Origin of the sequence: Ornithinimicrobium faecis (genome assembly GCF_023923225.1) — a bacterium.
GTDB classification, from domain to species: Bacteria; Actinomycetota; Actinomycetes; order Actinomycetales; family Dermatophilaceae; genus Ornithinicoccus; species Ornithinicoccus faecis.
In genome coordinates, this window is the sequence record NZ_CP099489.1 from 2,300,645 (window position 1) to 2,325,782 (window position 25,138).

A 25,138-nucleotide genomic window follows, 5' to 3' on the forward strand; every position below is an offset into this window, starting at 1 on the left:
CCCGTGAACCCCCGCTGGGGCTCCGCCCCAGACCCCAGACCCCGGACCTACAGGAGAGATCGCATGAGAGTCATGGCACAGATGGCCATGGTCATGAACCTGGACAAGTGCATCGGGTGCCACACCTGCTCGGTCACCTGCAAGCAGGCCTGGACCAACCGCAGCGGCATGGAATACGTCTGGTTCAACAACGTGGAGACCCGCCCAGGGCTCGGTTACCCGCGCGGCTACCAGGACCAGGACGAGTGGAAGGGCGGATGGGTGCGCACGCCCGCTGGCCGGCTCAAACTGCGCTCCGGGGGCCGGCTCAACAAGCTGCTCAACATCTTCTCCAACCCCAAGATGCCGTCCATCCAGGACTACTACGAGCCCTGGACCTATGACTACGAGACGCTGCTCAACGCACCGGCCCAGGAGAACTTCCCCGTGGCGACCCCGCACTCGCTGATCTCGGGCAAGCAGATGAACGTCGAGTGGTCGGCCAACTGGGACGACGACCTCGGTGGCAGCAAGCAGCACGCGGCCAAGGACCCGATGATCAAGGGCATCGAGGACAAGGTCAAGATGGAGTTCGACGAGACCTTCATGTTCTATCTGCCGCGGATCTGCGAGCACTGCCTCAACCCCAGTTGCGCGGCCTCCTGCCCCTCGGGTGCGATCTACAAGCGCGAGGAGGACGGCATCGTCCTGGTCGACCAGGACAAGTGCCGTGGCTGGCGGATGTGCGTGACCGGCTGCCCCTACAAGAAGGTCTATTTCAACCACAAGACCGGCAAGGCCGAGAAGTGCACCTTCTGCTATCCCCGCATCGAGGTCGGCATCCCGACCGTGTGCGCGGAGACCTGCGTGGGCCGGCTGCGTTACATCGGTCTGATGCTGTATGACGCGGACAAGGTGCTCGATGCCGCGTCCGTGGAGAATGACCACGACCTCTACGAGGCCCAGCGAGCCGTCTTCCTCGACCCGAATGACCCGGCCGTGCAGCGTGAGGCCGAGCGTGCCGGGATCCCCGGCGACTGGGTCGAGGCGGCGAAGAAGTCGCCGGTCTGGCGTCTGATCAGCGAATACAAGGTGGCGCTGCCGCTGCACCCGGAATACCGCACGATGCCGATGGTGTGGTACATCCCGCCGCTGTCACCGGTCGTGGACGTGATCAAGGACACCGGCTACGACGCGGAGGACAGTCGCAACCTGTTCGCGGCGATCGACGCGCTGCGCATCCCGGTGGAATACCTCGCCAACCTGTTCACCGCGGGCGACCCCCAACCAGTTGACCTGGTCCTGCGCAAGCTGGCGGCGATGCGTTCCTACATGCGCGACATCAACCTGGGCCGTGACCCGCAGGCCCACATTCCCGAGTCGGTCGGCATGACCGAGGAGGAGATGTATGAGATGTATCGCCTGCTGGCGATCGCCAAGTACGACGAGCGCTACGTCATCCCCACCGCGCACGGCGAGGAGGCGCACGCTCTGGAGGAGACCGCCACGGACTGCCCGGTCAGTGGTTATGACGACGAGCTGATGGAGTTGTCCGGCCCGTTCGGTGAGGGATCCGGTCGTGGCGGCACCACCCCCGTCGCCGTCGAGAACTTCCGGATGTTGCAGGAGCGGCAGACCTCTGACGCGCTCCTGTCCGGTGGCACCAAGAAGGGTCGGGTGAACCTGCTCAACTGGGACGGCAAGGGCGTGCCTGCCGGGATGTTCCCGGACAGCGAGAAGGACGCCTCGGTCAAGACCATCGACGAGCCGGCGCAGCTGGACAGCCCCCACTCCCGGCCGGACAACACCGCGGGGTCAGACGGGAAGGTCACCTGATGTTGCCCTGGCGGCGCCACCGGCGCACCACCTCACGTCTGGACCCGCGGGCCCAGGCCGATGGCTGGCAGCTGTGCTCGCTCCTGCTCGACTATCCGGACGAGACCCTGGTGGAGCGGCTTCCGGTCCTGCGGGAGGCCGCTGCGGGTCTGCCGGTCGAGCTCGCCGAGCCGTTGGGGCGCTTCCTGGACCACGTGGGCGCGAGCAGCTTGGGCGCGCTCCAGGCGGACTACGTCGAGACCTTCGACGTCACCCGCAAGTGCGCGCTGCACCTGACCTACTTTCTGCACGGTGACACGCGCAACAGGGGCGTGGCCCTGGTCCAGTTCAAGCAACTGTTCCGCACGCACGGTGTCGAGCTGACCGACGGCGACGGTGAGCTGCCAGACCACCTCGCGGTCGTCCTCGAGTTCGGGGCCACCGTTGCCCCCGACGCGGCGTGGAAGCTGCTCAACGATCACCGCGTGGGCATCGAGTTGCTGCGCAGGGCGCTGCTGAAGCGGGAGTCCCCCTGGGCCGATGTGGTCCAGGCGGTCCGGGCGACGTTGCCCGAGCTGCAGGGGGACGACAACCAGGCTCTGGCCCGGCTGATCTCGCAGGGGCCGCCGCAGGAGACGGTCGGTCTGGACGACGCTGCCCTCAACGCCCCCTATGCCATCGACCCCGCGCTGGACGAGGTGACCCAGGGGAGCCCGACCTCAGACTGTGGTGGCGGATCAACCCCAGGCGACACACGGCATACTCTCGGCACGTCGATCCCTGTAGGAGCCCCCCGATGAGCACCTTTCTCTGGGTGATCTTTCCCTATATCTGTCTGGCCATCTTTGTGGTCGGCCACATCTGGCGCTACCGCTACGACAAGTTCGGGTGGACCACCCGCAGCTCGCAGCTCTATGAGAGCAAGCTGCTGCGGATCGGCAGTCCGCTCTTCCACTTCGGCATCCTCGGTGTGGCGGGCGGGCACTTCCTGGGCCTCATCGTCCCGCAGAGCCTGACCGACAGGATCGGCATCAGCCACGACCTCTATCACTTCATCGCGATGGGTTTCGGCATCCCGGCGGGCCTCGCGGCCGTCGCGGGTCTGGCCATCCTGATCTATCGTCGCCGCACCGTCGGCCCGGTCTTCTCGGCCACCACGGCGAACGACAAGGCCATGTATGCCGTGCTGGGCCTGGTGATCTTCCTGGGCATCTGGAACACCATCGCCGGAGGGATCTTCACCATCGGCGGCGAGTACAACTACCGCGACGGCGTCTCGCCGTGGTTCCGGCAGATCTTCTGGTTCCAGCCGGACGCCGCACTGATGGAGGGCGCACCGTTGGGCTTCCAGCTGCACGCCCTGTTTGCCTTCCTGCTGTTCGCGATGTGGCCGTTCACCCGTCTCGTGCACGTCTTCAGCGCCCCCATCGGCTACTTCACCAGGCCCTACATTGTCTATCGCAGCCGGGACGACCGCCCCGGCTCCGGCACGGGCACGCGCGCACCGAAGCGAGGTTGGGAGAAGGTTGGCTGACCTACTGCCCGTCCCGCCGGTCGACGAACTCACTGCGGACCAACTGACCCGCTATTCCCGCCACCTGCTGCTGCCCGGCATCGGGCTGGAGGGCCAGAAGCGGTTGGCCAACGCCCGTGTTGCCGTCGTCGGTGCTGGCGGCCTGGGGTCACCCGCACTGCTCTATCTCGCGGCGGCCGGGGTTGGCCACCTGACGGTCATCGATGACGACGAGGTCGATCTCACGAACCTGCAGCGCCAGGTGATCCACCGCGGCGACGACATCGGCACCAGCAAGGTGGACAGCGCCCTGCGGGCGGTGCGCGACCTCAACCCGACCGTGTCGGTCACTGGTGTCCGCGAGCACCTGGACACCGACAACGCGGCCACGATCCTGGACGGGCACCACGTGGTGCTGGATGGCAGCGACAACTTTGACACGCGCTATGTCGTCAACGACGCAACGGTCGAGCTCGGTATCGCGCTGGTCTGGGCGGCGGTGCTGCGCTTCGACGCCCAGTTGACCACCTTCCTGCCACCGAGCCTGGCAGGCGATGCGGCCGTGCAACTGCGTGACCTGTTCCCGGTGCCGCCGCGACCCGAGGACGTGCCGAGCTGTGCCGAGGCGGGGGTGCTCGGGGCGATGGTCGGTCAGGTCGGGTCGATCATGGCCGCCGAGGCGGTCAAGTTGATCACCGGCACGGGAGAGCCGCTCGTGGGGCGGGTCCTGCTGCTGGATGCCCTCACGCAGCGGACCCGGGAGATCCCGCTGCGGCCTGCGGGCGCCCGGGCGGGGGCCTCCGCCGGGACGGCACGAGGCTGGATGCCGGAGGCAGGGGAGAGCCGTGAGGTGGTGGCCATCCCGGAGATGTCGCCACCGGAGGTCCGTGACGGGCTGGCCGACCTGCAGGTGATCGATGTGCGCGAGCCGGGGGAGCAGGCCATGGGCACTGTGCCGGGAGCCAGGACCGTGCCCGTGGGCGAGGTCCTCACCTGGGAGGACGCCGCGGCTCTCGCCGACGGACCGGTGGTCTTCTATTGCAAGACCGGTCCCCGGGCCGGGCGCGCCGCACGCCACCTGGTCCACCTAGGACACCCGGACGTCCGGGTGATGACCGGTGGCATCCTCGGCTGGATCGACGAGGTCGATCCGAGCCTGCCGAGGTATTGATGGACCCCATCACGCCCCGGCCATCAGCACCAGTCGAGTCCGCGACGGCTTCCCAATCTCCGACAGCTCCGCAGTCCCCGACGGCTCCCCAACCCCCCGTGGCTCCCCAACACGACATTGTCGTGCTGGCCGGGGGAGGGGGCACCAGGCTCGGCGGTGTCGACAAGTCGGCCCTCGAGATCGGCGGCCGCACGTTGCTGGACAGAGTGCTCGAGGCCGCCGCGGCAGCCCGTCACGTGGTCGTCGTTGGGTCCGTTGCGGTGCCCGAGCACGTCCTGCAGACCGTGGAGGACCCGCCCGACGGGGGCCCGGTGGCCGGCATCGCGGCCGGGGTTGCCGCGCTGGCTCGCACGGCGGACCTGGCACCGTGGACCCTCGTGATCGCGGTCGACCAGCCGGAGGCGGCGCAAGCGACGGTTGACCTGTTGCGGGCTGCGGCTAGCGCGGGACCCGACGTGGACATGGTGTGCCCACAGGACGAGACGGGGCACCCCCAGTGGTTGCTTGCGGCCTATCGCACGGGATCGCTGACCGCGGCCCTGCTGCCGTTCGGCACCGGGCACTCGATCGCGGTCCGGCGCCTGGTCGCCGGGCTCCGTGCGATCGGCGTGCACACCAGTCACGCCGGGGACATTGACACGTGGCAGGACCACACCGACTGGCAGGCCCGCGTCACCTCGGCCGAGCACAGCCGAGCCACCGCAACGCACCCCGACGCGATCTGAGAGACTGGGCACTAGCTCAAGGAGGAACTCACCGTGGCCACCGTTCGCTATTTTGCTGCCGCAGCCGAGGCTGCTGGCACCCAGCAGGAGCAGATCATCGCGGCCGACCTCGGCACCCTGGTGACCGGACTCGTCGAGCGGCACGGGGCCGTCCTGGCGGACGTCCTCCGCCGCAGCTCACTGCTGCACGAGGGCCAGTACGTCTCCGACCGCGCCACCGCCCTGGCCGCAGATGCCGTCGTGGACGTGCTGCCCCCATTTGCCGGTGGCTGACCCGCGCTCCCGATGACCTCGGCTGAGCGGCCCGCGGTGACCCCGGCTGAGCAGCCCGCTGGGTTCGTCCTGCGCCGACTGGGTGGCACCGAGGCGGCCCACCGGGCCGACAGACTGGCGGCTGTCTATGGGCAGGCGCAGGGATCCCGCGCCGAACCACTCGCCCACTTCGCCGAGAATGTGCGCACCTGCGTCCGGGAGTATGCCGGGGCAACAGTCCTCGCAGCACTCTCCGGGGGAACGGATGGCGAGATCGTCGGATTCCTCCATGGGTGTGACCTGCAGTTGCAACACTGGTGGCCACAGCAGATCGAGGGCGCGCTGCGCGCCAAGGGGCGCGAAACCTGGCTCCAGGATGCCTTCGAGCTGATCGAGCTGGACGTGCTCCCGCAGGTGCAGGGTCGGGGCATCGGGACGGCGCTGCTGACCCGGCAACTGGCCGACATGCCGCATCGTCGCGTCGTGCTGTCAGCAGAGCCAGAGGGACGCGCTCGTGAGCTCTATCGCCGCCTGGGTTTCGTGGACCTGGTGCCGGACTTCGCCTACGACGGCACGGACTATCGGGCGGCACTCATGGGGTGGGACCGGCAACGCTGACGGGTGACCCCAGCCTGCCAGATTGAATCGTCAGCCGTGCCGGATTGATTCGTCAGCCGTGCCAGACGAAACCGTCAGCATTGCCAGGCAGGACCGTCAGGCGTCAGCCTTGGACGTGACGTCCTCGTCGGCGTGGGCGCTGCGCTCGATGTGCTCGATCGCCAGTTGGATGGTCTGGTTCGGGGCGTTGTGGTCGGCGTGGCAGAAGATGCTGACTCGGGCTGGGCCGAGCACCCAGTGCGAGACCTCACTGGGTGGACGACGGCGGTCGTAGGCCTTCTCTGGCTCGCCGTGCAGAGATGTCATCTCGGCCACGGACTGTTGATAGACCCGCTGCACATCCTGTGCCGGGCCGACGCCCAGGGCGTGGAACCCCACGAGGGCGTCATCGTATTCGTGGACGATGAGGTAATCGGCTGCCAACTCTCGGTCACCGGTCAGACGAAATGCCTGGCCAGTGTGGCCAGGCACGACCTCGCCGCGAGCAAACTCGAGGCGGACGAGGAAGTCGTCGATGGCCTTCTGGGTGACTGGCCACTCGCCTCCCACCACACTTTCCACCAGTTCGAGGAGCATAGAAGCAGTGGGCAAACCCTTCGTGACCATCAGACCACCGTAGGCGCAGGCGCACGAGGTCGCATGTTGTGAGCGACCCGCTGATTCGGAGCGACACACTGGGCCAGTCACCGACGGCGCAGCAGCGTGAGCACCTCGAGGTGATTGGTCTGCGGGAACATGTCGAAGAGCCGAGCCCGCACCGGGAGCAGGGACGGCATCCGCGCGAGGTCAGCGGCGAGCGAGTCAACGTTGCAACTTGAGTAGAGGACGTGCTCGACCCCAGACGACTCCAACCAGCCAGCCAGATCGGCACCGATCCCGCGCCGTGGTGGGTTGACCACCACCAGGTCTGGTGGCGGCGTCGTCGTCAGGTGGTCGGTGACATCGCCGGCCAGAAAGGTCGGCCTTCCGGGCAGTTCTGCTGAGGCAGCCCGGGCACTCTCGACAGCTTCCGGGGACACCTCAACGCCCAGGACGTCGCGTGGTGTGCCATCTGGGCGCATGAGTGCGTGCAGCGCGAAACCGCCGACCCCGCAGTAGAGGTCCCAGAGCGACGCGGGGTCAACGTCGTTGATCCAGTCGCGTGCCTGGCGATACAGCCCGGCCGCGACCAGGGTGTTGGTCTGGAAGAACGAGCGGGTCCTCAGCCGCAGCCGCACGTCGTTGACCTGCATCGGAAGCTCTTGGTCCCGGGTCAGCACCATCTCCTCGGGCCCTTCGAGCACCGCAGCGTGGGTCGGCTGCAGATTGACGGAGACCACCCGGGCACCGGGCAGTCGCTCCTGCAGCTCCGGCAGAGCCCGCTCGATCCGGCCCACCTGCCCGGGTGAGCGCAGGACAAACCGGACCATCAACTCACCCGCGGGGGAGTGGGTGACCAGCACGTGCTTGAGTTCGCCGCTGCGGTGCGGCACGGCATACGGCACGAGACCAAGGTCAGCGATGATCTCCGGCACCTGCTGGACCACCTCAGTCAGCCCGGGCTCGTAGAGCCCGCAGTGCCGCAGATCGATGCCTTCCCCGCCACGGTCAAGGATCCCGACGGTGGGGGAGTCGCGGGTGCCGCCCACGACCAGCTTGGCCTTGTTGCGGAACCGCTCAGGATTGCTGGCGAAAGGAGGCTCCCACAGCGGTCCTGGGTCAAGGGGCGTGGTGTCGAGTGCAGTGGGGAGCGCCGACGTGCCGAGGGCTGCGTGGCACCGCGCCTGCTTGGCCGCGAGCTGCTCGTCGTAGGGCGTGCCCATCAGAGAGCAGGAGCGACACCGTGCAGAGTCGAAGTAGTCGCACTGCATTCTGTGGGCCGCTGACACGTGGCCAGGGTAGTCGCACCTTGCGGAGGGTTGTCCCCACTAGGGTTGCCGTGTGACTGCTGATGCGCGCCCTGAGATCTACACCACGCGGGTGGGTGAAGACGGCACCGCCGGCCGGATCGTCTTCCTCCACGGCCTGTTCGGGCAGGGCAAGAACTTCACCACCATCGCGAAGGCGCTGCAGCCCGACTTTGCCTCGCTGCTGGTCGACCTGCCCAACCATGGACGCTCGCAGTGGGCCGAGCAGGTCGACTTTGAGCAGATGGCCGACGCTGTGGCTGCGGAGGTGCGGCGCGACTTCGCACCCGAAGGGCGCGTGCACCTGGTCGGGCACTCGATGGGCGGCAAGGTCGCGATGGCGGTGGCTCTGCGACACCCGGACCTGATTGATCGACTGGTGGTCGTGGACATCTCGCCGGTCGAGAGCAGCGATATGAGTGAGTTCCGCCACCTGTTGGGCGCGCTGGCGACTCTCGATCTTGACGATCTCCCCAGCCGCACCGAGGCGGACGCCCGACTCACCGAGTTGATCCCGAGTCGCACGGTCCGCGGATTCCTCCTCCAGAACTTGCGATCTGTTGATGACGGCTGGCGATGGCAGGCCAACCTGGACGTGCTGCTGCGCGACCTGCCACGGATCGGTGGTTATGCGCCTGAAGGGGATCCCTTCGTCCGGCCTGTGCTGTGGATCGCGGGAGAGCGTTCCCCCTATGTCAAGCCCGAACACCGGCCCACGATGGAGGCGATCTTCCCTCGGACGATGCTGCTGACGATCAAGGGTGCTGGCCACTGGGTGCACTCCGAGAAGCAGGAGGCGTTTGTCTCCGCGCTCCGCACGTTCCTGACAGCAGCCGACAGAGACTAACCGGCGGCACGGGTCGGGGCTGTGCATGCTGGCGACCTGACCCTCAGAAGGGTGGTGGTTCGTCGGGGTCGTGAGTCCAGGGTGTGGTGGGCCCGTCGTCGGGTTTGGTGTCCCTGGTGGTCTGGTCGTCACCTGTGTCCGGCTGGTCGTGGGTGAATCGGTCGTCGGTGTCGTGGTGGCGTTGTGCCTCGGCGCGCATGGCGTCCGGGGCGGGGTGGTAGGTCCGGCGCCCACTCTCAGGAGTGTGAGTCAACGTCACGGAGTCCCAGCCGGTGAACAGCTCGCTGAAGTCGTCGTCATCCTCGGCCTCGAGCTTGGCACCGGCTGGACGGTAGGACAACGCCTGATACACCGCTGCATCGACAGCAGCAGCAGGGTCGTCCCCGGAGGCGATTGCTTCGTCGACCTGTTGCGTGGCCGCGGTCAACAACTTGGTGTACTGGCGATAGTCGTGGGCTTTGGTGGTGTAGATCCGCCCGAGCAGGGTGGTCCAGGTGACGTCTCTGTTGGCGTGGATCACCGCGTCCCAGAGTTTCTTGGTCTTCAGGTCGTGGTCGGGGGTGTCCAGTGGTTGACCGTTGGCGATGCAGGTGTGCCCGCCGGGGGTGCCGTGTTCCTGGACGTGATCAATCTGGGCCATCGACGCGGGTTTGAGACAACCGGGCATGCGGCAAAAAACATCAGCGGCGATGATGTGGGCCCGCATGCCCGGATCGAATGGGTACGCGCTGATGGAGCGTTCGACCAGGACCCCGGTCGCGGGGTCGGTCAGCAGTCGGTACATCGTCGAGCCAGGAGTTAACGCGAGGGTGCGGACCTCGTCTGGGGTCAGGAAGACACTGTGTTTGCCGATGACCTCGCCGACGCCGACCTCACCATCAGGCTCCGCTCGTGGTGGTGGGCAGTCTTGTCCTGCCTGGCCGGGCTCGGGACAGTCTTGTCCCCTCGAACCGCCACTGGGTGTTCGATCAGGATCAGCGACAGACTCGCCGGCCTCTGCGCCGCAGGTGCACTCGCAGGTGCAGGACCCGCCACCACCTGTGACCGACCGACCAGTGGCCGTGCTGGCCGCGGCGAACGCGGCGGGGATCGGGTTCCCCTCGGCATCGACAGGGGCCAAACCGCCGGGGGTGGTGCCGATCAGGGTGTTCAGCGGGACGATGACGTTGAGCTGCGCGGCCGGGAGTCCGTAGAGGATTTTGGTGAGTTGTTCGGACTGTTCGACGGTGACCAGGTCGGGGTCGTCCGGCAAGCTGTCGAGGTCTGCGGTGCCGTGCAGCAGCAGGGCGATCCCGGCCGCGGCACGGAGTTGGCACAGGGGGCGTGTGTCGCCGGCCTTGCGGGCAGCCCGGGCAGCCTTCTCGATGCGGTCAGCGACCGCGGCGCCTTGGGTGGCGGTGCAGCCGATCATGATCTGGGCGGTGCCGTTGTCCTCGATCAACACCCTCGTGTCGTTGGCGGCGAGGTTGTCTTCCCGGGTCTTCTTCGTCGACTCGGGGTCACGACCCTTGATCTTGTTCACTTCACGGTCCAGGGCCCGGTAGAACTCGCGGTGACGCCACGGCCCACCGAGGAACCAGCAGAGTCGAGCCGCTCAGACACGGAAGCTTTCGGGTCGTTGCCGAACATCCCGTTGGCCACAGCAGCAGCGTCCTCGGTGGTGAAGGTGGAGCAGGCCCGCTGGTAGCGGCGCACCAGCCGCCACGTCGACTCACCCGTCACCAACGAATGGTTGACCGGGGCGGTGACCGCGGGCGGCAGGTTGGCGAAAGCAACGAGGTCGGAGATCTCACCCGGGCACCACCCCATCGCCGCGCCCATCTCGTTGCGGGTGACACGTTTGCCGTAGGCACGCCACTTCTTCCGTTGCGACGCGGTCAGCTCATCGGGGGACGTCGCGCCCTTATCGGCCAGCAGGATCTGGGCATCGACACCCGTCAGTTGCCGGGTCGCCGAGAGCAGGACCGCGTCCAGGTGGCCAGCGGTCGCGTTCAACGCCTCGATGCTGGACAACAGCGCCTGACCGCGAGCCACGAGAGCAGGGGCCTCAACCAGACCCTCCCCGTTGTCCTCGCCGTGGTCGTGGTGGGCCTGCTCGTCGCTGACCGTGGCACACGCTTGCGCCAACGCGGTCAACGAGTCGAGCATCGCGTCGTCGACGCCGAGACCCTCAGGCCCACCCGCAACTGTGCGGTCGCGGCCAGTTGGGCCGTGCGGCACGCGACCGCGGGTCATCGGTGTCATCCGGTGAGCCGCCCTCTGGCGAGTAATGGCCCGGGGTGTTGGGGTCGAGGTCGAGGGGCCACCACATCTTGCCGTTGGCATCGCTGTGCGGGGAGTCGTCTTCGACCAGGATCGTCACCCGCGGGCGGTAACCATCGACGTCCATGTCCTCAAACAGCGACGGGTCCAACACGAACCACGGCTCAACCTCAGGAGAGAGCCGCACCCGCGGACGCCGCCCCAACTCACCAGCAAGAGCCTGGGCCGTCAACTCCTGCCCCAGGTAATCCTCAAGGTGCTCTTCCAACGACCTGGCCTGCATCACCACCAACACACCCCTCCCGCTCGCCTCGTCGCGTTCCCGGCCTGTCCAACTACCACCAGAATAGCACAAGTGTTCGACGAATGCCAGGGATGCGTGGCGATCTGTGGAAACCGGGCTGGATGGGGACTGTGAGTCCCGTGGCTGCCGACGAAAACTGGGCGTCGCCTTGAGTCGTGGGGCCACCTGCTGGTGAGATCCACACTGCCAGGCGGCACTGACAGGGGAGCGGACTCGGCTGGCCGGGCTGACAGTCAGCTGTGGATGGCGGCAGGAAAGCGCAGGCCGGCCCCGCCGAAGGTGATGAACCCGAGCTTCTCGTAATAGGGGAACAATTCGGGGTCGCAGCACAGATCGATGGCGTACATCCCGTCCAGCAGAGCGACCATCCGGTGGACGAGCTCGGTGCCAATGCCCTCGTCCTGGTGGTCGGGATGCACCTCGAGCCACGGGATGAACGCATTGAGCACCCCGTCTGAGATCGCATTGATATAGCCGACGACCTTGCCGTCCCGGACAGCCCACACGCGGCGATAACTGCCCGCCATCGTCTCGATGAGCTTTTCCGGTGTTGGCGGGTGGGGCCAACCGACAAAGAAGCCGGTGATCATGTCGGGGGAGATGCGGTCGTTGTCGGTGAGGTATTCGGTGGGTGTCACCGGCGTGAGCCTACGGACACATCTGGGAGGACTGCGACTCGTTAAACCTGCCACACAACCTGCGACCGGAGTTGTCCCTACGAGCGGACGCGGCGCAGCCGCTGGGCCTCCACCTCATAACGCGAGACGCGCCCCTGGCCTCCGGCATAGAACCGACGGTGCAGGCTGCCCTCAAGATCGGCATAGTCGTCGATGGACAGGCGCATGGCAGCGGCTCGGGTCCGCGCACTCCAGCAAGCCACCTCGATCGCATCGACCTGGGCACGCTTGCCCTGGTTGACCTTGCTCTGGGTGCCCTTGTCTGGGGCCCCCTTGCCCTGATTGTCCTTGCCTGGCGCGGTCTTGTTCGCGCCGCGTCGCCCTGCCCTGGGCACGACGACGCGCAGTTGCACCACCTCGTCGCCGCTCGGCAGGACCCTGACCTCGGGGCCCCAACTGACCCGACCCACGATGTGAACGGAGTTGACGGTCTCGACGGCCGGGGTGTCACGTGCACTGGTCTGTGGACTCATCTCCACACCCTGTGCGCTGCCCCGTCCCACCACCAGACTGGGTGAGGGGTCTGTGGACGGTGGCACTCGGCATACAGAGGCTGTGGATCTCACTGACGAGGCGGCGGAACGCGTGACCGAGGCGGCGGAACGAGCGACCAAGCGTTGCAACGACTGACCGAGGCGTTGCACTCAGCGATCGAGCACGAGGGTGTCGATCGTGGCAACGATCTCGGAGTAGTCCGCCAGGGGATCCATCCCCAGCACGCCGGCCCAGAGCGGGACCATCTCGTTCTTGTACTCATGGCCATGGCCCGGCGGAACGTCCACGGACAGCGGCATGTCGCTCGCGATCTGCCAGAAGGTCACCCACCGCTCCCAGCTCAGGTCAGGGGAGACGTCACGACCGACCTGCTCGCGGAGCCAGTCCGGCTCCTCCCACAGCAGGTCCCACGACCACCAGACGACGGGGTCGGACGCGTGCTGACCATAGACCACGCGGGGCTCCTCCCAGTCCACGAAGGGGGCGCCATAGAAGTCCTCGGTGAGCTCCAGCGGCCGGGTGGCAAACCTGATGTTCTGCCCGTTGTCAATCACGGGTGCGATCTCCGGGCTGCCCTGCCGGCGGCTCTCGGTCAGGGAGCTCCACAGGGGTGTGAAGCGGGGCGTGCCGGTCCACAGGGCCCCGTCCACGCGCGCCAGCATGTCGTCGGCATCGTCGAAGGCACCCTGCCCGCCGAAGGAGCCCAGCGACTCGCCACTGGCGAACAGGCGTGGCCGCTCACCCTCGGGCAGTGCCTGGATCTCCGCCTCGACGGCCTCGAAGAGTGCCCGGCCCGCCCGCGGGGGCGTGTCCCGGTCGGAAATGTAGGCCAAGCCGCTGGGGAAGAAGCTGTATTGCATCGAGACAGTGGCCACATCTCCGCCGGTGAGGAACTCCAGCGACTGCGTCGACCACTCCTGCACGAAGCCGGTGCCGGTCGTCGTCGCGACATTGACGACCGACCGCTCCAGGCCGCCAGTGCGCACGAGCTCGGCGACCGCTGCCTGTGCCGCGTCCTCGATCTCGTCGTGCTCAGCCTTGCCGGCATAGACCCGGATCGGGTCGAGCGCCGGCTCGCCGGTGGCCCCCGCGATGTCCGAGGCACGTGGTCCGTCGGAGACAAACATCTGCCCCTCGCGGCCCAGAGACTCCCAGGACTCGTATGACGCGGGGCTGCCTGAGCGCTCGGTTTCGGGTGGGGCGGTGCGCCCCTCGGGCGAGGTCTGGCTCAGTTGGGTGGCGTTGCCCAGGGCCCAGTTCAGGGCTCGCTGGTAGACCAGGGTCTCGCTCACGAAGAGCACAGCAAAGACCACGATGAGGGCTGCAACCACGCCCTCCAGGGGGCCGGGGAGGATGGGCTCGATCAGCCGCTTGACCCGGCGCCACAGTCGGCGCAGGCCACGGCCGATCAGCAGCAGCACCCAGAAGAGCGCGAGGCCGGCGAGCACCCCGATGAACTGGTTGAGGGCGCCCCCACGGCTGACGCCGGCGACGAGCGAGATCTGCTCCTGCTGGTGCAGGCTGCGGATCCACACGACGCCGCTGACGATGATCAGGAACACCAGCCACAGGGTGCGCAGGCTCCAGTCGGAGCGGGCGTTGATCTCCACCCGCAGGTCGGTGCGGCGAGCCAGCCACGAGACGAAGCGGCCGAGCAGGCTGCCGATGACGTAACCGTAGGCGAGGCTGACGCCCACGTTCACGGCCGTCATCCACCAGGCACGCGGCAGCAGGCTGGGGGACAGGGCCACCCACAGGGTGATCAGGCCGACGGTCAGACCCGGGGTGGAGAGGTGGCGCAGCACGCCGTCCGAGCGTTCCTCAGGTGGGTTCGGATAGGACGAGTGCGGTGTCCCCGGCAGGGGCATGCGCAGCGGGTTGTGCACCGAGGGCTGGCCGAGGCGTGGTGCTCTGAGGCGCTGCACTCGCTCAGCCTATGCGGTCAGGTGCTCCGGGGCGGTGAGGTGCTCCGGGGCGGTGAGGTGATCCGGTGGTGGCCGGTCTGCCACAGTGGGCCCATGACCGACCAGCGTGTGCACGACGACCTCGTCGCGATCCTCGAGGAGACGCGAGAGATCGGCTGGGGTGAGCCGGCCGACTATCTGCGCGATGTCCAGCGACGAGACCTGGATGCCCTGGCGGCCGCCGTCTGCACCACGGAGGGTGAGGTGGTCGGGGTGGGCCATCACGACCGGGCGCTGGCGCTCCAGTCCGTCTCCAAGGCGTTCACGTATGCCGTGGCCCTCCAGGAGTGCGGGTTGGACCGGGTGCTGGCGTTTATCGGTGTTGAGCCGTCGGGGGAGGCCTTCAACGAGCTGTCGCAACTCAGCGACGGACGGCCCTTCAATCCGCTGATCAACGCCGGGGCGATCATGGCCCAGGCGCTGGTGCCTGGTGACACCCTTGAGGACCGGGAGGCTCTCCTGCTGGACCGCTATTCCGCGCTGGCAGGAGGTCAGCTGGAGGTCAGCGAGGAGGTCCTGCGAGCCGAGCAGGTCCGGGCCGACCGCAACTTCGCCCTGGCCCACATGCTGGCCTCCTCCGGCATGCTGGATGTCGACCCGCATGAGGTGGTCCAGGGCTATCTGCGCCAGTGCTCGGTCGAGGTCACGACCACGCAGCTGGCCGTGATGGGAGCGACCTTCGCCTCGGGCGGACGCAACCCGGTGTCGGGGGAGCGGGTCTTCGACGAGCGCGTGGTCCAACAGACACTGTCAGTCATGCTGACCTGCGGGATGTATGACGCCAGCGGCGGCTGGGTGACCCAGGTGGGCATCCCCGCCAAGAGCGGCGTCTCGGGTGCGATGCTCGGCGTGGTCCCCGGCGCGATGGGGCTGGCCACCTGGTCTCCCCGGCTGGACAGCCATGGCAACTCGATCCGTGGTGTCGAGCTGTTCCGCCGGCTCAGCGACCGCTGGGACCTGCACGTGCTGCGGCACCGCGACCCGCTGGGTCAGCCCACCGACGGGGCGGCTGATGGCTGACCTCGTGCGCACCTGGGGTGCGCGGTTGCTGCAGAACCGGCTGTTCGTGCGGGCGCCCATCCCGATGTTCCGCGCCGGTCTGGGCTTCCTGTTCACCCGGCGCCTGCTGATGCTCGAGCATGTGGGCCGCACGTCCGGTGCAGCCCGGTTCGTTGTCCTGGAGGTGGTGAGCGAGGAGTCGCCCACCTCCCTCGTGGTCGCGTCCGGTTTCGGGCCCACGGCACAGTGGTTCCGCAACCTGCAGGCGCAACCGCGCTGTCATGTCAGCATCGGGACGACGCGGCGCCACCCTGCGCAGGCACGTGTCCTGGATGAGGGGGAGCGGACGCGGGTCCTGGCGGCCTACCAACTCGAGCACCCGACGGCCTGGGAAAAGCTCTCTGCCGTGATCACCGAGGCGACGGGCGAGACCGAGCCGGACATCCCGCTGGTGCGGTTGGACCTGAGCGCCGGTGACGCACCACAGGCCCGGTTCGGCCCCGGCGAAGTGTGATCACGCTCATATCCAGAGGCTGGCGTGACCCACCGTAGTTAGGTTAGCCTCACCTCATGGCCCGCTCCTTTCCCGCAGTTCTCCCGCCCGCCCTGAGCGGACAGGAACTGCGCTTGTCCTACGGTCACCACGAGGTGGTCCACGGCGTCGACCTGTCCCTGACCCAGGGGAGGGTCACGGCCCTCATCGGGCCCAACGGCTCGGGCAAGTCGACGGTGCTGCGGTCCCTGGCCAGGTTGCACCGACCGGACACCGGCAACGTTGCACTCGATGACGTCGAGGATGTGTTGACGCTGCACCCCAAAGCTTTTGCCCGGCGGGTCACGATGCTCTCCCAGAGCAGACCCACGCCAGGGGGAGTGACGGTGCGCGACGTGGTCGGGTTTGGCAGGCACCCGCACCGCGGTCGCTTCCGGACGGCTGACCCAGACGGACCGCGGGCCATCGAGCACGCACTGTCCATCACCGGGGTCAGCACGATGGCCGACCGCGGCGTGGACGAGCTGTCGGGTGGCGAGCTGCAGCGGGTCTGGCTGGCCACCTGTCTGGCCCAGGACACCGGGGTGCTCCTGCTGGACGAGCCCACCAACCACCTGGACCTGCGTTATCAGATGGACCTGCTGGACCTCGTCCGTGACCTGGCCACCGAGCACGGTGTGGCCATCGGGGTGGTCCTGCACGACCTCAACCACGCGGCCACCGTCGCCGACCACGTCGTGCTGCTTGACCACGGAGAGGTTCGCGCAACCGGGACACCCGCTGAGGTGCTGACCACGGACCTACTCTCCGAGGTCTACGGCATCCACGTGGACGTCCACCTCCACCCCGTCTCGAGCCGCCCAGTCTGTGAGGCACGCAGCCGGCACCTGGCGAGCGCCGAGCTGGACCACACGGCTGACATCGTCCAGCCCGCCGCTGTCTGACCTCACCCCGCCCCCTCCCAGGGGCACCAACCCGCCCGCCCAGCGGACGGCATACAGACAAGGAATCACCCATGCACCGACCCCGTCACGCCCTGGTGACCGGAACCCTGCTGGTCGCTGCCCTCGCGCTCACCGCCTGCGGGACGACGGAGGACCCTGAGCCGGCCGAGCAGGAGAGCGCGGCCGCCGACGGCGAGTCATCCGCCGATGGCGAGTCAACCCCAGCAGTCGGGGATGACGCCGCGGCCACGACAGCCGCCACCACCGCAGCCGAGCAGGGGAGTGGTGGCCCCGTGACCTACACCGACGAGCGCGGCGAGCACACCCTCGAGGAACCGGCCACCGAGGTGGTCTCCCTGGAGTGGGGGCTGACCGAGAACCTCCTGGCGCTCGGCGTCGTGCCGGTCGGGCAGGCGGACATCGAGGGCTACAACACCTGGGACACGGTCGCGCCGCTGGACCCGGAGGGCGTCACCGATGTGGGGACGCGCGGCGAGCCCAGCCTGTCCGACATCACGGCGCTGGACCCGGATCTGATCGTGACCACGACCGACCTGCCAGACAACGTGATTGGCCAGCTCGAGGACATCGCGCCGGTCCTGGCCGTGCGGGGCTCGGACAGCGAGGACCCGTTGGGCTACATGCGCTCCACGGTCGAGCTGCTCGGCACCGCCACCGGCACCGAGGTGGAGGCCGAGGCCGCCCTGGGGGAGTTCGACGCCGCCCTGACCGAGGGGCAGGCCGCCATCGCGGACGCCGGCCTCGAGGGCGACGAGTTCGTGATGGCCGACGGCTGGCTCAACAACGGCGTCGTGTCGGTGCGGATGTTCACGCCGGGCTCCTACTTCGGGGCGATCGGCGAGGAGCTCGGGCTGGTCAACGCCTGGACCGAGGGCGGCGACCCCGACTACGGCCTGGCCCAGACCGACGTCGAGGGCCTCACTGCCCTCGACGACCTGCACTTCCTCTATGCCGCAAACGATTCCGAGGCTGACCCGTTCGCCGAGGGGCTGGCCGACAACCCGATCTGGGCACAGCTGCCCTTCGTCACGGGGGACAACGTGGACCGCATCCCGGACGGCATCTGGATGTTCGGCGGGCCGCAGTCCGGCGAGGCCTTCATCGACGCCACCGTCGACGCGGTGACCGCACCGGAGTGACCACGACCACCCCGCCGCAGCACGCCGACCTCGAGCCCTCGGGAGGTCGGTCTGCTGCCGGTGCCCCGGCGCCGGGGGAGTCGCCGCGCCGCGGCCGGGTGTCTGTCGGAGGCATCACGGGAGCCTTCCTGACCGTGATCGTCCTGGGGGTCATCGTCAGTGGGGTGCACCTGACCCAGGGGACCGGTGCGGTCGGGGCCGGTGACCTCTGGCGCTGGGCCACCGGGGGAGACGCGCTGGACGAGACAGCGGCAGTGCTGCTGGCCTCGCGGGTGCCCCGGCTCCTGGCCGGACTGCTGGTCGGCGTGGCCCTCGGCGTCTCTGGTGCCCTGCTGCAGTCGGTGGCCCGCAACCCCCTGGCCGCCCCCGACACCCTGGCGGTCAACGCCGGCGCCTATCTGACCGTTGTGGCCGTGGCGGTGCTGGGGCTGTCGGTGCCGTTCTACCTGCAGGGCACGCTCGCCTTCGCTGGTGGGCTCTGTGCCGCGATGCTGGTCATGGCGTTGTCCCGGGGCGGTGCTGACGGCCCCACCCGGCTCATCCTGGCGGGCTCGGCGATCACCCTGGCGCTCCACTCGCTCGTGACGATGCTCCTGGTCCTCTTCGAGCAGGAGACGATGGGCCTGTTCGCCTGGGGCAGTGGCTCGATCGTCCAGTCCGGCACGCGCACCCTGACCCTGGCGCTGCCGGTCCTCGTGGTGGGCGTGGGTGCTGCCCTGCTGCTGTCACGGCGGATGGACCTGCTGGCTCTGGGCGACGATGCTGCGTCGGTCCTGGGCATCTCGGTCCGGCGGGCGCGGGTGCTCTCCATCCTCGTGGCGGTCCTGCTGGCAGCCCTCTCGGTCACGGTGGCCGGACCGATCGGCTTTGTCGGTCTGGCTGCGCCCCTGATCGCCCGGATGGTGGCGCGTCGCATCCCCGGTCTCGGGCGGCACCTGGTCCTGCTTCCCTTCGCCGCGCTGGTCGGCATCGTGGTGGTGGTCGGGGCCGATGTTGCTCTGCGAGTGCTGATCCCGAGCGCGATGACCACCGCCGTGCCGACCGGCGTCGTCACCAGTCTGCTGGGCGCTGCCCTCCTGGTGTGGTTTGCCCGGCGGCTGCCGGACCGCGGTGTCGGCCTGGACTCGTCCGGCCAGCACGGTCGGCCCCGCACCACCTCGACGTATGCCGTGGTGGCGGTCTCCCTGTCCCTCGCCCTGGTTGGCGCCGGGCTGGCAGCTGTGCTGCTGGGGGACCGGTTAATCCTGCTCGGTGACGTCGCGAACTGGTGGAACGACGTCTCCGGCCGGGAGGTCACCCTGGAGATGGGCCGCCGGGTGCCACGGGTCCTGGCCGCGCTGCTGGCCGGGGCCGCCCTGGCCCTGGCGGGCACCATCGTGCAGGCCGTGTGCCGCAACCCGCTCGCCGAGCCCGGGCTGCTCGGTGTCACCTCGGGCGCCGGACTGGGTGCTGTCGGGGCCATCCTGCTGGTGCCCGGCATCGGCCTGTGGCCCATGTCGGCGTCCGCTGTCGTCGGAGCCCTCGTGGTCACCTCGCTGGTCTTCGCCCTGGCACACCGCGGGGGACTGAGCTCCACCCGGCTGGTGCTCATCGGCGTGGGGACCCAGGCCGGTGTGATGGCCCTGATTGCCCTGCTCATCGTGGTCACCCGGCCGTGGGAGGTGAACCTGGCGCTGACCTGGCTGGCCGGGTCGACCTATGGGCGCACGATGGAGCAGCTGGTGCCGGTGGCCGTGGCGCTGCTCGTGATCATCCCGATCGCCGTCCTGCTGCGCCGCGAGCTCGATGTCGTGGCGCTGGACGAGGACACCCCGCGCCTGCTCGGGGTGCCGTTGGACCGGATGCGACTGCTGTTGCTGGGCACGGCCGCGGTGCTCACGGCGGCCGCCGTGGTTGCGACGGGAGTGGTGGCGTTCGTCGGCCTGGTCGCACCGCACGCGGCCCGCGCCCTCGTCGGTTCCCGGCACTCGCGGGTGATCCCGGTCGCCATCCTGCTCGGCGCGATCCTCGTCTCCGGTGCGGACACTCTCGGGCGCTGGGTTCTGGCGCCGATCCAGATCCCGGCCGGTGTGGGCACCGCCCTGCTGGGCACTCCCTACTTCATCTATCTGCTGTGGCGCAGCCGCGGCCGCGACACCTGAGCGAGAGGAACCCTCATGAGCACAAGCACTGCCACCGCCACCCTGACCTGGCGCCACTTCGACGTCACGGTTGCGCGCCTGGAGCGGCTCTCACCCAGCTTCCTGCGGGTGACCTTCACCGGGGACGACCTGGACGAGTATGCCGACCTTGGCTTCGACGCCCGGACCAAGCTGCTCTTCCCGGTGGCCGGCGGATTCGAGCACCTGCCACGCGGGGAGGACTGGTTCCTGCGGTGGCGCGAACTACCTGAGGCACAGCGCAATCCGCTGCGCACCTACACCACCCGGGCCGTGCGCCGGGAGACCCGCGAGGTCGACGTGGATGTCGTCCTGCACGGCGATGCCGGACCCGCCTCCCGGTGGGCCAACCGGGTGCAGCTCGGCGACCCGCTGGTGCTGATGGGCCCGAACGCCCTGGCCGAGGGACCGCACGGCGGGGTGGAGTTCCGGGTGCCGGAGGCGGGCCGACCGGTGCTGCTCGCTGGTGACGAGACCGCCGTCCCAGCTATCGCCACGATCCTGAGCCAGCTGCCGGCATACAGCAGTGGAGCGGCCTTCCTGGAGGTCCCCCAGGCCGGCGACCGCTGGGAAGTGCCCGCCCCCGAGGGAGTTTCGGTGACCTGGCTGGCCCGCGAGGGACGGCCACACGGCGAGCTTCTGGTGCCCGCGGTGCAGGAGGCGGCCGGAGCCATGGCCCGGACCCGCACAGGTGGGGGAGTCGAGTTGGAGGACGTCGACATCGACGCTGATCTCCTCTGGGAGTTGGCGGCGCCTGGCGCCGGCTGCGAGGGCGAGCTCTCCGCCTGGTTCGCGGGGGAGGCCGGCGTGATCAAGACCCTGCGCCGGCACCTGGTCCGTGACCTCGGCATCGACCGACGCTCAGTGTCCTTCATGGGCTACTGGCGGGCCGGTCGCGCCGAGAACTGAGGCTGCCTCAGCCGTTCGGGAGAGTCACCCAGGCGCCGAACATTGGTGGCCCGATCACCGAGCCCCCGTGCTCGGCGATCTCGACCTCGAGACGTTCCTCGAGGGTGTCGGGGTCGGCCCCTGCGGGCAGAAGTCCCAGTTGTTGAGCCACCGGCCACGCCGCAATTGCCCCTCCGGCCCAGCCGTAGGCCTGAGACCAGGGCCCGCCGCCGACCGGGGCCTCGAGCACCAGCTGCGGGTCCGGCAGCCCCGCTGCCCGGAAGGACTCGAACAAGGTGGTGCCGGCGCGTGGGTCTGCGCCGAGGCGGGTCAGAGTCTCCAGGAACCAGCTCTTGGTCTCATCCCACAGGGGTGTCGGGGTGCTCACCCAGTCGTAGGTCAGGTCCGGCTCCTGCACACAGAGCAGCCCACCGGGGCGCAACAGGCTGGCCGCCTGGCGCAGGACCGCTGCGGCGTCGACGACGTAGGGCAGGACGAGCCGGCCCACCACCGCGTCAAACTCGCCCCCGACCTGAGTGGCGAGCTCATTGACGTCTGCCTGCTGGAAGCTCACGTGCTCAGCAGCCGTGAGCCGCTGGGAGCGCTCGATGGCCAACGGGTCCCGGTCGACACCGAGGACCGATCCATCCGGGCCCACCATCGCGGCGGCGAGTCGGGAGACATTGCCAACCCCGCAGCCCAGGTCCAGGACCCGCATCCCCGGGGCGAGCCCGACCTCGTTGAACAGGCGCTGGGTGAGGGGGTCGAAGGAGGCCGACTGTGCCTGCAGGCGCCGCTCCTCGTCGGTTCTTGTGGAGAACGCGTAGATGTTCGTGCTGGTCATGGTGCTTCCGATCTGTGGTGAGTGTTCGATGACCCGTGGGCGGGCGCACGTGGGGGAGCGCGCGACCCGTTGTCCTCCGTGCGGGACGGATGCGCCATCTTGGGTGTTCGGAGACAGGAGCACAGGTGACCCACCCCGCAGGAGACCGAGCAGTCGTCCCTGACCCCCTCGCTTATGACGCAGCCCTCCGGGAGCGGGTCGCGGCCAACTTGGCCGGACACGAGCGGTGGGTCGCCGACCTGGCCGACCGCCCACACGCCGCTGTCGCTGTCGTGCTCGTGGACTCCACGGCGCAGGACGTGGTGACCTGGGCCCGTGACGGGGACGGGATGGTGGATGAGGACCCGCGCCTGCCGCACAAGCGGCTGCTGGGTGCAGCGGGTGGCGCGGCTTTCCTGTTGTGTCGCAGGGCGCTGACGATGCGCCTGCACCCCGGCCAGTTCGCGCTGCCCGGTGGGCGGCTGGAGCCGGGGGAGAGCGTGGTCGAGGCGGCTCTGCGGGAGACGCACGAAGAGGTTGGACTGGAGCTGGCTCCCGACCAGGTGCTCGGGCTGCTCGACGACTATGAGACCCGGTCCGGGTTCGTGATGACGCCCGTTGTCGTCTGGGGTGGTGCGGCTCAGGTGCGACCAGACCCCAGTGAGGTGCATGCGGTCTTCCGGATTGGACTGCACCAACTGCAGCGCCCCGACTCGCCGCGCTTCACCACGATCGCCGAGAGTGACCGGCCGGTGGTGTCGGTGCCGCTGGGGGCGGCGTTGATCCACGCACCCACGGCGGCGGTCCTCGTGCAGCTCAACTGGCTGGGTCTGCTGGGGCTGGCCGACCCGGTGCACGACTTTGAGCAACCGGTGTTCGCGTGGCGATGACGACTGCCGTTCAGGCGGTTCGTCCAGTGGGCGTTTCGTGACCGTCATACCCATCTCTCGTCGGTGATTCACGACTGATGGGGACGCTAGAAGCGAGCTCTTTCAACTGACTTTCGGACCAGGTGGCACACCGTCCCGCAACGCTGTCCGGCATGCCATGCCGTCATTCAGTCGCGGATCGTCCGCGTGACCACGTAGTGGTTGTCGCGGACCAGGATGTTGGTCCGGCCCAGGGCCTTGAGCCGAGGCAGGTACGGCAGGTGTGCGTTGAACACCATGAGCAGTTCGCCGCCGGAGATCAACACCCGTCCAGCGTCCTTGATCATCTTCAGCGTCGGGGTGGAGTCCTTGGTCGTGCCCACGTGGAAGGGTGGATTGCTGACGACTGCGGCGATCGAGGCGTCGGCAAACTCGCTCAGTCCGTCTGCCCGGCGCACGTCGACACTGCCAGAGGTGGTCAGTCGCGCTGAGGCGACGGCCGCGGCAGACACGTCGACCGCCGTCACGTTGGCGAATCTGCGGGCGAGGAGAGCGGCGAGGATGCCCGTGCCGCAGCCGAGGTCGACGACCGTGCCTTCGGTGTCCGTGAGGTGGTGCAGTTGGCTGATCAGAAGCGCCGTCCCTGCATCCAGTCGAGTGCCGGCGAAGACGGCCCCGTGAGCGTGAACGGTCAGGCCAAGGTCGTCGTGGTGTCGCTGTTGTGGCCAGGGCTGCTTCACCGCCTTGGGCCCTGCTGCATGCAAGACCCGTGACTTCTGTCGCCCGAGGCTGGCTCGCACCTCCTCGAAGCTCGTGGCAAGCACCGCATTCATCGACGGAGTCATGTGCTTGGTCCGCCCACCGGCAACCAGGCGGACATCGTTGGCGCCGATCTGGGCGGCGGTCCGAGCCATCTCATCCAGGGCGTCCAGCGACTTGGGCAGCCGCAACACCACCAGTTGGGTGCCGACGAGGGCCGAGGTGAGGTCCGCGGCGATCTCCACGCCCAGGTGGGTCAGCCGGCGTTCGTTGACGAGACTGTCGCTATGCGCGACCACACTCGAGCTCGTCCGGTCGGCCAGAGCCGCAGCCAGAGCGCCGTGGGCGTCATCGAGCACCGCGATCCGTCCCGAGGGGAGTTCCCCGAGCTCGTCGAGCAGGAGGAGGTCCACGGGATCAAGAGAGTTCGACGCGGGGTCTGGAGCGTCGGTTCGGCCGGCAGTGGTCACTGAGCCATTCTCTACTCTGCACGACAAGGGCGCCGACCTGACCGGTCGCCTGCCTGAGATGGTGCTGCTCGCCAACCGTCCGGGAGGGACTGGCGGCACAATGGCCGTGTCAGGCAGACTCGGCACATGGCCTTAGATGACGCGGACACGAGGGGGCTCCCTCGGTATACGCATGGGCACGAGGTGGCGACGCTCGCCTCACACGGCACTCGGACGGCAGCCAACTCCTGCGCCTATCTCCTGCCTGTCCTCGAGCCGGGCATGAGCCTGCTGGACGTCGGGTGCGGACCCGGGACCATCACTCTCGACCTGGCCCAACTGGTGGCGCCAGGGCAGGTCGTCGGGCTTGAGAATGTGGAGGCCCCGCTGATCTCAGCGCGGTCGAGGGCGAAAGAACGAGGGGACACGCTGACCCGGTTCGAGGTCGGTGACGCGCTGCACCTGCCGTTCGAGGACGACACCTTCGACGTGGTCCACGCCCACCAGGTGCTGCAGCACCTGCCGGATCCGGTGCTGGCGCTCCAGGAGATGGCCCGCGTCTGCCGAGCCGGTGGTTGGGTGGCCGTCCGGGATGCCGACTACGCGGCCATGGCCTGGCATCCGGCCTCGCCCGAGCTGGAGGAGTGGCGCACGCTCTATCGTGCCGTGGCGCGGGCCAATGATGCTGAGCCGGACGCCGCGCGGCACCTGCGCGCTTGGGCACTGGCGGCAGCGCTGCACGAGGTGAGTTTCACAGCAACGGCGTGGAACTACGCCGATGCTGAGACGTGCCAGTGGTGGGGGGAGAGCCAGGCGGTGCGGTATGGCGGTCAGACCTTCACCGAGCAGGCTGCACGACAAGGGGCCACGGCTGAGAGCCTCGATCGGATCGTGGCCGGATGGCGTGCTTGGGGAGGAGCGCCGGACGCATGGTTCATGATCCCCAATGGTGAACTCCTGGCGCGGATCACGTGAGCTATGACGTGCAGGCTCCACTTGACACACCGCGGCTGGGTGAGGGGCGACAAATGGGGGAGTGGTGTCTCGATCATCGTGTCCAGAACCCCCCGCTCTGGGATCAACGGAA

Annotated in this window: 26 protein-coding genes; 16 read left to right on the top strand and 10 right to left on the bottom strand. The window is 68.4% G+C overall.

Going from position 1 to position 25,138, the window contains the following annotated elements; translation table 11 throughout:
- Positions 1-63: 63 nt before the first annotated feature.
- The 7 genes from narH (at position 64) to NF556_RS10710 (ending at position 6,073) form a co-directional block, all read left to right on the top strand.
- The gene (gene narH / locus NF556_RS10680; RefSeq protein ID WP_252595656.1) at positions 64-1,815 is read left to right on the top strand and encodes a nitrate reductase subunit beta; all 1,752 of its coding nucleotides are present in this window, start codon (positions 64-66) and stop codon (positions 1,813-1,815) included.
- Entirely contained in the window at positions 1,815-2,594 is a 780-nt protein-coding gene (gene narJ / locus NF556_RS10685) for a nitrate reductase molybdenum cofactor assembly chaperone (RefSeq protein WP_252595657.1), read from the top strand. Before narH ends, narJ begins: the two co-directional genes overlap by 1 nt.
- On the top strand, positions 2,591-3,328 hold the full coding sequence (narI, locus tag NF556_RS10690; protein WP_252595659.1) for a respiratory nitrate reductase subunit gamma: 738 nt from the start codon (positions 2,591-2,593) through the stop codon (positions 3,326-3,328). Before narJ ends, narI begins: the two co-directional genes overlap by 4 nt.
- Complete coding sequence (gene moeB, locus NF556_RS10695; protein ID WP_252595660.1) at positions 3,321-4,478, top strand: molybdopterin-synthase adenylyltransferase MoeB; 1,158 nt, start codon at positions 3,321-3,323, stop codon at positions 4,476-4,478. The genes narI and moeB overlap by 8 nt, the downstream gene beginning before the upstream one ends.
- A 98-nt stretch (positions 4,479-4,576) precedes the next feature.
- On the top strand, positions 4,577-5,203 hold the full coding sequence (gene mobA, locus NF556_RS10700) for a molybdenum cofactor guanylyltransferase (RefSeq protein ID WP_252595661.1): 627 nt from the start codon (positions 4,577-4,579) through the stop codon (positions 5,201-5,203).
- A gap of 33 nt (positions 5,204-5,236) precedes the next feature.
- The gene (locus NF556_RS10705; RefSeq protein ID WP_252595662.1) at positions 5,237-5,476 is read left to right on the top strand and encodes a MoaD/ThiS family protein; all 240 of its coding nucleotides are present in this window, start codon (positions 5,237-5,239) and stop codon (positions 5,474-5,476) included.
- A 12-nt stretch (positions 5,477-5,488) separates the two neighbouring features.
- Complete coding sequence (locus NF556_RS10710; protein WP_252595663.1) at positions 5,489-6,073, top strand: GNAT family N-acetyltransferase; 585 nt, start codon at positions 5,489-5,491, stop codon at positions 6,071-6,073.
- A gap of 96 nt (positions 6,074-6,169) precedes the next feature.
- On the opposite strand, the gene NF556_RS10715 is transcribed toward NF556_RS10710, so the two are convergent.
- Both NF556_RS10715 and NF556_RS10720 read right to left on the bottom strand, forming a co-directional pair.
- Positions 6,170-6,649 carry a hypothetical protein gene (locus NF556_RS10715; protein ID WP_252595664.1) on the bottom strand — a complete coding sequence of 160 codons (480 nt, stop codon included), beginning with the start codon at positions 6,647-6,649 and terminating at the stop codon, positions 6,170-6,172.
- A 107-nt stretch (positions 6,650-6,756) separates the two neighbouring features.
- Positions 6,757-7,875, bottom strand: coding sequence for a methyltransferase domain-containing protein (locus NF556_RS10720; RefSeq protein WP_306271264.1), 1,119 nt, complete (start codon positions 7,873-7,875; stop codon positions 6,757-6,759).
- 118 nt (positions 7,876-7,993) lie between these two features.
- On the opposite strand from NF556_RS10720, the gene NF556_RS10725 reads away from it, so the two are divergent.
- Complete coding sequence (locus NF556_RS10725) at positions 7,994-8,806, top strand: alpha/beta fold hydrolase (RefSeq protein WP_252595666.1); 813 nt, start codon at positions 7,994-7,996, stop codon at positions 8,804-8,806.
- 43 nt (positions 8,807-8,849) lie between these two features.
- On the opposite strand, the gene NF556_RS10730 is transcribed toward NF556_RS10725, so the two are convergent.
- From NF556_RS10730 to NF556_RS10755, 6 genes are all read right to left on the bottom strand, one after another.
- Positions 8,850-10,328: an HNH endonuclease signature motif containing protein gene (locus tag NF556_RS10730; protein ID WP_252595668.1), complete on the bottom strand. Its 1,479-nt coding sequence runs from the start codon at positions 10,326-10,328 to the stop codon at positions 8,850-8,852.
- Positions 10,325-10,954: a hypothetical protein gene (locus tag NF556_RS10735; RefSeq protein WP_252590920.1), complete on the bottom strand. Its 630-nt coding sequence runs from the start codon at positions 10,952-10,954 to the stop codon at positions 10,325-10,327. Before NF556_RS10735 ends, NF556_RS10730 begins: the two co-directional genes overlap by 4 nt.
- Before the next feature lie 22 nt (positions 10,955-10,976).
- Positions 10,977-11,357 (bottom strand): hypothetical protein, encoded by a 381-nt coding sequence (locus NF556_RS10740; RefSeq protein ID WP_252590922.1) that lies wholly within the window; start codon positions 11,355-11,357, stop codon positions 10,977-10,979.
- A 248-nt stretch (positions 11,358-11,605) separates the two neighbouring features.
- Positions 11,606-12,010 (bottom strand): GNAT family N-acetyltransferase, encoded by a 405-nt coding sequence (locus tag NF556_RS10745; protein WP_252590924.1) that lies wholly within the window; start codon positions 12,008-12,010, stop codon positions 11,606-11,608.
- Between the two features lie 77 nt (positions 12,011-12,087).
- Entirely contained in the window at positions 12,088-12,522 is a 435-nt protein-coding gene (locus NF556_RS10750) for a single-stranded DNA-binding protein (protein WP_252590926.1), read from the bottom strand.
- A gap of 171 nt (positions 12,523-12,693) precedes the next feature.
- The gene (locus NF556_RS10755) at positions 12,694-14,469 is read right to left on the bottom strand and encodes an alpha/beta hydrolase (RefSeq protein ID WP_252590928.1); all 1,776 of its coding nucleotides are present in this window, start codon (positions 14,467-14,469) and stop codon (positions 12,694-12,696) included.
- Between the two features lie 93 nt (positions 14,470-14,562).
- On the opposite strand from NF556_RS10755, the gene glsA reads away from it, so the two are divergent.
- From glsA to NF556_RS10785, 6 genes are all read left to right on the top strand, one after another.
- Positions 14,563-15,528 (top strand): glutaminase A, encoded by a 966-nt coding sequence (gene glsA, locus NF556_RS10760; RefSeq protein ID WP_252590930.1) that lies wholly within the window; start codon positions 14,563-14,565, stop codon positions 15,526-15,528.
- Entirely contained in the window at positions 15,521-16,021 is a 501-nt protein-coding gene (locus NF556_RS10765) for a nitroreductase family deazaflavin-dependent oxidoreductase (RefSeq protein WP_252590932.1), read from the top strand. Before glsA ends, NF556_RS10765 begins: the two co-directional genes overlap by 8 nt.
- Positions 16,022-16,077: 56 nt before the next feature.
- Entirely contained in the window at positions 16,078-16,944 is an 867-nt protein-coding gene (locus tag NF556_RS10770; protein WP_252590934.1) for an ABC transporter ATP-binding protein, read from the top strand.
- 71 nt (positions 16,945-17,015) lie between these two features.
- A complete protein-coding gene (locus NF556_RS10775; protein WP_252590936.1) occupies positions 17,016-18,104 on the top strand; it encodes an ABC transporter substrate-binding protein in 1,089 nt (362 codons plus the stop codon).
- On the top strand, positions 18,101-20,245 hold the full coding sequence (locus tag NF556_RS10780) for an iron ABC transporter permease (RefSeq protein WP_252590938.1): 2,145 nt from the start codon (positions 18,101-18,103) through the stop codon (positions 20,243-20,245). Before NF556_RS10775 ends, NF556_RS10780 begins: the two co-directional genes overlap by 4 nt.
- 15 nt (positions 20,246-20,260) lie before the next feature.
- Entirely contained in the window at positions 20,261-21,172 is a 912-nt protein-coding gene (locus NF556_RS10785) for a siderophore-interacting protein (protein ID WP_252590940.1), read from the top strand.
- Between the two features lie 7 nt (positions 21,173-21,179).
- On the opposite strand, the gene NF556_RS10790 is transcribed toward NF556_RS10785, so the two are convergent.
- Positions 21,180-21,995 (bottom strand): class I SAM-dependent methyltransferase, encoded by an 816-nt coding sequence (locus NF556_RS10790; RefSeq protein ID WP_252590942.1) that lies wholly within the window; start codon positions 21,993-21,995, stop codon positions 21,180-21,182.
- A gap of 125 nt (positions 21,996-22,120) precedes the next feature.
- Between NF556_RS10790 and NF556_RS10795 the strand changes: the two genes are divergently transcribed.
- A complete protein-coding gene (locus NF556_RS10795) occupies positions 22,121-22,864 on the top strand; it encodes an NUDIX hydrolase (protein WP_252590944.1) in 744 nt (247 codons plus the stop codon).
- Between the two features lie 167 nt (positions 22,865-23,031).
- Here NF556_RS10795 and NF556_RS10800 read toward each other — a convergent pair whose 3' ends face one another.
- Positions 23,032-24,015, bottom strand: coding sequence for a class I SAM-dependent methyltransferase (locus NF556_RS10800; RefSeq protein WP_252590945.1), 984 nt, complete (start codon positions 24,013-24,015; stop codon positions 23,032-23,034).
- Positions 24,016-24,255: 240 nt separating this feature from the next.
- Between NF556_RS10800 and NF556_RS10805 the strand changes: the two genes are divergently transcribed.
- Entirely contained in the window at positions 24,256-25,026 is a 771-nt protein-coding gene (locus NF556_RS10805; RefSeq protein WP_345780110.1) for a class I SAM-dependent methyltransferase, read from the top strand.
- Positions 25,027-25,138: the final 112 nt, after the last annotated feature.